This is a genomic window from Micromonospora sp. U56 (genome assembly GCF_018070095.1).
GTDB classification, from domain to species: Bacteria; Actinomycetota; Actinomycetes; order Mycobacteriales; family Micromonosporaceae; genus Micromonospora; species Micromonospora purpureochromogenes.
Genome location: NZ_JAGPYL010000191.1, coordinates 1 through 7,881, shown reverse-complemented (window position 1 = coordinate 7,881; position 7,881 = coordinate 1). Strand labels below are relative to the sequence as shown.

Below are 7,881 nucleotides of genomic sequence, written 5' to 3'. Positions count from 1 at the left end.
CCCAGGCCGCCCGGCTGCTCGACGCCACCGATCCCGCCGGCCCGCCGCCGGAGCTGGTCGACCTGGGCTGGTCGCTGGCCACCGGCCGCGCGGCCCTCACCCACCGCGCGGTGCTGCTGGCCCGCGACGCCGACGAGGTACGCGCCGGACTGCGCGCCCTCGCCGCCGGTGACCCGGCCCCCGGGCTGATCCGGGGCACCGCCACCGGCGGCCGGCTGGCCCTGCTCTTCACCGGCCAGGGCAGCCAGCGCCTCGGCACCGGCCGCCGGCTGCACGCCGCGTACCCGGTCTTCGCCGACGCACTGGAGGAGGCGATCGGTCACCTGGACCTGCAACTGGACCACTCGCTGTGGGACGTGCTCTTCGCCGCCGAGGGCACCGACGAAGCGGCGCTGCTCGACCGGACCGGGTACGCCCAGCCGGCGCTCTTCGCCGTCGAGACCGCGCTCTACCGACTCGTCGAGTCGTGGGGTCTGCGGCCGGACTTCGTCGCCGGGCACTCCATCGGCGAACTGGCCGCCGCCCACGCGGCCGGGGTCTTCTCGCTGCCCGACGCCGCCATGCTGGTCGCCGCCCGGGGCCGGCTCATGCAGGAGCTGGAGTCGGCCGGGGCGATGGTGGCGGTGGCCGCCGCCGAGGACGAGGTCCGCGCGCTGCTCGTCGACGGGGTCGACCTCGCCGCCGTCAACGGCCCGGCCGCCGTGGTGATCTCCGGTGTCGAGGACGAGACGCTGCGGATCGCCGCCGAACTCGCCGGCCGTGGCCGACGCACCAAGCGGCTGCGGGTCAGCCACGCCTTCCACTCGCCGCTGATGGAGCCGATGCTCGACGAGTTCCGCCGGGTCGCCGAGCTGGTCGCGTACGAGCAGCCCCGCGTCCCGGTGGTCTCCAACGTCACCGGCGCGCTCGCCGGCGCCGACCTGTGCACCCCCGACTACTGGGTGCGGCACGTGCGGCAGCCGGTCCGGTTCGCCGACGGGATCGCCTTCCTCGACTCCGCCGGCGTCGACACGTACCTCGAACTCGGGCCCGACCCGGTGCTCACCGCGATGGCGCAGGAGTGCGTCGCGCCCGACGGCGACCGCGCGTTCGTCGCCGCCCTGCGCCGCGACCACGACGAGGAGCGGGAGGTGCTGGCCGCGGTCTCGGCGGCGCACGTCCGGGGCGCCGACGTCGACTGGTCGGCCTGCTACGCCGGCAGCGGCGCCCGCCGCGTCGAGCTGCCTACCTACGCCTTCCAGCACCGGCACTACTGGCTGACCTCCCCGCCCGCCACCGGCGACGCGTCCGGGATCGGGCAGCTCGCCGCCGACCACCCGCTGCTCGGCGCGCTGCTGCACCTGGCCACCGAGGACGGCACGGTGCTCACCGGCCGGCTGTCCCGCCGCTCCCACCCCTGGCTCGCCGACCACGTCATCGGCGGGGTCAACCTGGTGCCCGGCACCGCGCTGGTCGAACTGGCCGCGTACGCCGGCGACCAGGTCGGCTGCGCCCTGGTCGAGGAGCTGACCCTGGAGGCGCCGCTGGTCCTGCCGGACGACACCGGGGTCGCGCTCCAGGTCGTGGTCACCCCGCCGGACGCCGACGGGCGGCGGACGGTGGAGTTCCACTCCCGCCGCGAGGACGCCCCGCCCGGCGGCGACTGGACCCGGCACGCCAGCGGGGTGCTCGCCCCGACCGGCGCCGCCCCGACCCGCGACGACGACCTGACCCGGTGGCCGCCGCGCGACGCCGAGGCCGTCGACGTCACCGACTTCTACCCGGGCCTCGCCGAGCAGGGCTACGGCTACGGGCCGACCTTCCACGGCCTGCGTGCGGTCTGGCGGCGCGACGGCGAGGTCTTCGCCGAGGTGGCACTGCCCGAGTCCAGCACCGACGGTGGCGCGTACGGGCTGCACCCGGCGCTGCTCGACGCCGCGCTGCACGCGCTGGACCTGGCGCTGCCGCAGCCCGCCAGCGGGGTGACCCTGCCGTTCACCTGGTACGACGTCACCCTGCACGCCTCCGGCGCCGCCGCCGTGCGGGTGCGGCTGACCGCGACCGGGCCGGACACCGTCCGGGTCGCGCTGGCCGACGGCTCCGGCGCGCCGGTCGCCACCGTCGGCTCGCTGCTGGTGCGCACCGTCGACGCCGAGCAGTTCGGCGCCGGCACCGGCGGCGGGGACCTGCTCCGCGTCGAGTGGACCGAGCAGCCGCTGCCCGCGTCGGCCGAGGCGTCCGTCGCCGTCCTCGGCCCGGACCCGTTCGGGCTGGCCGGCGCGCTCGGCGTACCGGTGCTGACCGGTCCGGAGGCCGCCGAGGCCGCGCCGGACCTGCTGGTCGCGACGTTCGACGCCGGGGCCGGCGAGACCCTGGCCGGCGTACGGGCCGCCGCGCACCGGGCGCTGCGGCTGGCCCAGGACGTGCTCGCCGACGACCGGCTCGCCGACACCCGGTTGGTCGTGGTTACCCGGCACGCCGTGCCGGCGCTGCCGGGAGACCGGATCGCGCTGACCACCGCGCCGCTGTGGGGCCTGCTGCGCGCGGCCCAGGCCGAGAACCCCGGTCGGCTGCTCCTGCTCGACCTCGACGCCACGACCCCGGCCACCGCCCTGCCCGGCGCCGCCGTCGCCGGCGAACCGGAGGTGGCGCTGCGCGAGGGCCGGCTGCTCGCCCCCCGCCTGGTGCCCGTCCGCCGCCCGCGCGCCGCCGCCCCCGCCGCCTGGGACGGCACCGTCCTGGTCACCGGCGGGACCGGTGGACTCGGTGCGGTGCTGGCCCGGCACCTGGTCACCACCCACGGGGTGCGGCACCTGCTGCTGGCCAGCCGGCGCGGACCGGATGCTCCCGGCGCCACCGCGCTGCGGGACGAGCTGACCGCCCTCGGCGCCCGGGTCACCCTCGCCGGCTGCGACGTCGGCGACCGCGACGCCCTCGCCGCGCTGCTCGCCACCGTCCCCGCCGACCAGCCGCTCACCGGCGTCGTGCACGCCGCCGGCATCGTCGACGACGGCACGTTCGACGGCCTCACCCCGCAGCGGCTGGACGCGGTGCTGCGCCCCAAGGCCGACGCCGCCTGGCACCTGCACGAGCTGACCCGCGCCGCCGACCTGCGCGCCTTCGTGCTCTACTCCTCGGCCGCCGGCTTCCTCGACGGCTCCGGACAGGCCAACTACGCGGCGGCCAACACCTTTCTGGACGCCCTCGCCGCGCACCGCCGCGCCGCCGGGCTGCCCGCCACCAGCCTCGGCTGGGGGCTCTGGCCCCGGGACATCGGCATGGGCGCCGGGGTGGACGACGTCGCCGCGCACCGGGTGAGCCGCCTCGGGCTGCGGGAACTCACCGTCGCGCAGAACCTCGCCCTCTTCGACGCCGCGCTCGGCGTGGACGAGGCGTTCCTGGCGCCGCTCCACTTCGACCTGGCGGACCTGCGACAGCGAGCCGCCGAGCTGCCGCCGTTGCTGCGCCGGCTGGTCCGCGCGCCCCGGCGGCCCGCCGCCCGGGCCGCCGCCGGTGCCGTCCCGGTCGAGCTCTCCCTGGCGCGTCAGATCGCCGAGCTGACCGAGGCGGAGCGTACGTCGGTCCTGCTGGACCTGGTCCGTACCCAGGTGGCCGCCGTGCTCGGGCACAGCGGCGCGGACGCGATCGCGCCCCGGCAGGCGTTCAACGAGATCGGCTTCGACTCGCTGGCCGCGGTGGAACTGCGCAACCGGCTCAACGCGGCCACCGGGCTGCGGCTGACCGCCACCCTCGTCTTCGACTACCCGAACCCGCGCGCGCTGGCCGGGCACCTGGTCGAGAAGCTGCTCGACCTGCGCCCGGCGGCTGAGCCGGTGCGGACCGCGGTGCGCGCCGTCCCCGACGAGCCGATCGCCATCATCGGCATGAGCTGCCGCTACCCGGGCGGGGTCAGCTCGCCGGAGGAGCTGTGGCGGCTGGTCGCCGAGGGGGTGGACGCCATCGGCGAGTTCCCCGCCGACCGGGGCTGGAACGTCGACGAACTGTACGACCCGGAGCCGGGCCGGTCGGGGCGTACCTCGACGAAGGAGGGCGGCTTCCTCTACGACGCCGCCCTGTTCGACCCCGACTTCTTCGGGATCAGCCCCCGCGAGGCCAGCGCCATGGACCCGCAGCAGCGGCTGATGCTGGAGACGTCCTGGGAGGCGTTCGAGCGGGCCGGCATCGACCCGCACTCGGTGGCCGGCTCGCGTACCGGGGTGTTCGCCGGGGTGATGTACCACGACTGGGCGACCCGGCCCGGCGAGATGCCGGAGGAGGCGCTGGGCTACCTCGGCAACGGGGGCCACACCAGCGTGGTCTCCGGGCGGGTCGCGTACGTGCTGGGGCTGGAGGGGCCGGCGGTGACCGTGGACACCGCCTGCTCGTCGTCGCTGGTGGCCCTGCACTGGGCGATTCAGGCGCTGCGCACCGGGGAGTGCGAGCTGGCCCTGGCCGGCGGCGTGACGGTGATGTCCACCCCGGACACCTTCATCGACATGAACCGGCAGGGCGGTCTCTCCTCCGACGGGCGGTGCCGGTCGTTCGCCGCGTCGGCCGACGGCACCGGTTGGGGTGAGGGGGCCGGCGTCCTGCTGGTCGAGCGGCTCTCCGACGCCCGCCGCAACGGTCACCCGGTCCTCGCCGTGGTGCGCGGCTCGGCGGTCAACTCCGACGGCGCGTCCAACGGCATGACCGCGCCGAACGGCCCGTCGCAGCAGCGGGTGATCCGGGCCGCGCTCGCGTCGGCGGGTGTCAGCGCCGCCGAGGTCGACGCGGTGGAGGCGCACGGCACGGGTACGACCCTGGGCGACCCGATCGAGGCGCAGGCGCTGCTCGCCACGTACGGGCAGGAGCGCCCGGCGGAGCGCCCGCTCTGGCTCGGCTCGATCAAGTCCAACCTCGGGCACACCCAGGCCGCCGCCGGGGTCGCCGGGATCATCAAGATGGTCCACGCGATCCGCCACGGCGTCCTGCCGCCCACCCTGCACCTGGACGCGCCGTCGCGGCAGGTGGACTGGTCCGCCGGTGCGGTGGAGTTGTTGACCGAGGCGCGCCAGTGGCCGGTGAACGGGCATCCGCGCCGGGCCGGGGTGTCGTCGTTCGGCATCAGTGGCACCAACGCGCACGTCATCATCGAGCAGGCCCCGGACGAATCCCCGGCGGTCGTAGCGTCGGCGCCGGCCGGGCCTGCCGGCGACGCCCCCGGCCCGGTCGGGTCCGCCGGCCTCCCGGTGGCGGTGCCGTGGCTCCTCTGCGCCCGGTCCGAGGCGGCGGTGCGGAGCCTGGCGGGCCGGCTGGCGGAGTTCGCCTGGTCGATGGAGCCGGCGGAGGTGGCACCGGCGGCCCGGACCCTGGCGACCGGTCGGGCGCTCTTCGACCACCGGGCGGTGGTGCTCGGCGCGACCCCGGCGGAACTGTCGCCGGCCCTCGCCGCGCTCGCCGACGGCGAGTCCGCGCCGGGGATGGTGTCCGGGGTGGCCCGGGCCGGTCGGCTGGCGGTGCTGTTCACCGGTCAGGGCGCGCAGCGCCTGGGGATGGGTCGTGAGCTGCACGGGGTGTTCCCGGTGTTCGCTGCTGCCTTCGACGCCGTGGTGTCTGAGCTGGATGCGCACCTGGATCGGCCGTTGCGTGAGGTGGTCTGGGGTGACGATGAGGAGTTGATCCGGCGGACGGGCTATGCGCAGGCGGGGTTGTTCGCGGTCGAGGTGGCGTTGTTCCGGCTGGTGGAGTCGTGGGGTGTGCGGCCGGATTTCGTGGCGGGGCATTCGATCGGTGAGTTGGCTGCGGCCCACGTTGCCGGGGTGTTGTCGCTGGGGGACGCGGCCCGGTTGGTGGCGGCGCGGGGTCGGTTGATGCAGGCGTTGCCGGCTGGTGGGGCGATGGTGGCGGTGCGGGCGTCGGAGGAGGAGGTGCGGGCGGCGCTGGCGGGTCCGGGTGTGGTGGTCGGGTCCTTTGGACCTGATGTCGTAAACGACTCAGACTCCACCGGCACCGGCACCGGCACCGGCACCGGCACCGGCACCGGCACCGGCACCGGCACCGGCACCGGCACCGGCACCGGCACAGGCACCGGCCTGGCGGCAGGCGGTGGTGTGGACATCGCGGCGGTCAACGGTCCCCGGTCGGTGGTCATCTCCGGCCCCGAAGCCGCCGTGCTGCACGTGGCCGAGCACTTCACCACGCTGGGTCGCAAGACCACCCGCCTGCGGGTGAGTCACGCCTTCCACAGCCACCTGATGGATCCGATGCTCGCCGACTTCCGGGCCGTCGCCGCGGAGCTGACCTACGCCGAGCCGCAACTTCCGCTGGTCTCGAACCTGACCGGTGCTCTCGCCACGACCGGGCTGACCGACCCGGACTACTGGGTCCGCCACGTCCGGGAGGCCGTCCGCTTCGCCGACGGCATCACCGCCCTGCACCAGGCGGGCGCCACGACGTTCCTGGAACTGGGTCCGGACGCCGCGCTCACGCCGATGATCGAGGGCATCCTCACCGACGAGGTCACCGTCGTGCCGTCCCTGCGGCGGGGACACGACGAACAGCGGCAGGCCCTGACCGCCCTGGCCAGGCTGCACGTCACCGGCACCACCGTCGACTGGACCTCGCTGCTCCCGCAGACCACCCGCACCGTCGACCTGCCCACCTACCCCTTCCAGCGGCAGCGGTACTGGCTGAACCCGCTGCCGCCCGCCGGCGACGTCGGCTCGGTCGGGCTCGACCCGATCGGGCACCCGCTGCTCGGCGCCGCCGTGCCGGCCGCCGACACCGACCGGGTGGTGCTCACCGGGCGGCTCGCCGTCGACCGGCAGCGCTGGCTGGCCGACCACGAGATCCTCGGTGCGGTGCTGCTGCCCGGCACCGGCTTCGTCGAACTCGCCGTCCGCGCCGGTGACCACGTCGGCTGCGGCCGGGTCGAGGAGCTGACCCACCGGGCGCCGATGATCCTGCCCGGCCGGGGCGCGGTGGCCGTCCAGGTGGTGGTGGGGTCGCCCGACGACAACGGCGTACGCCAGATCGGGATCCACTCCCGCCCCGAGGGCGGGGACGGGGCGTGGACCCTGCACGCCACCGGCGCGATCGCGCCGACCGCCGCCCCGGCCACCTGGGACCTCACCCAGTGGCCGCCGCCGGGTGCGACCGCGCTGCCGGTGGAGAGCTTCTACCCGGGGCTGCGCGCCCGCGGCTACGGCTACGGCCCGACGTTCCAGGGCCTGCGGGCCGCCTGGCGGCGCGGCGAGGACGTCTTCGCCGAGGTCGCGCTCCCCGAGAGCGAGGACGCCGAGCGGTACGGGCTGCACCCGGCCCTGCTCGACGCCGCCATGCACGCCGACCAGCTCGGCGAGGACGGCCCGCTGGACGGCGAGACGCTGCTGCCGTTCTCCTGGTCCGGGGTCACCCTGCACGCCGCCGGGGCCCGCGCGCTGCGCGTACACCTGGAACGGCTGCGTGGCGACGAGGAGTGCCGGATCCGGGTGGCCGACCCCGACGGACGTCCGGTCGCCACCGTCGAGTCGCTGCTGGTCCGGCCGGTCTCCGCCGGGCAGCTCGCGCGGGACGACCGCGCCGGCGCGCTGCTGCGCCTGGAGTGGACTCCCACGCCGGTCCCGTCGGTGACCAGCCGGGCCGTCGTGCTCGGCGACCTGCCGGGGACCGGGCTGCCCGCGTACCCGGATATGGCCGCGCTCGGCGCGGCGCTCGACGCGGGGGAGACCGGCACCCCGGACCTGGTCCTGCTCGCCGCCCCCACCGGCGGGGGCGACCCGGCCGAGGCGGCCCGCGCCGTCACCCGCGACACGCTGCGCACGGTGCGGTCCTGGCTGGCCGACGGGCGGCTCGACGGGGCGCGGCTGACCGTCGTCACCCGGCAGGCCGTCACCACCGCGACCGGCGAGGACGTCGAGC

At 76.3% G+C, this 7,881-nt stretch carries 1 protein-coding gene; it reads left to right on the top strand.

Annotated features, from left to right (window positions below; translation table 11 throughout):
- The coding region (locus tag KBX37_RS32600) for a type I polyketide synthase (RefSeq protein ID WP_210779679.1) at positions 1–7,881 on the top strand (7,881 nt) is incomplete at both ends.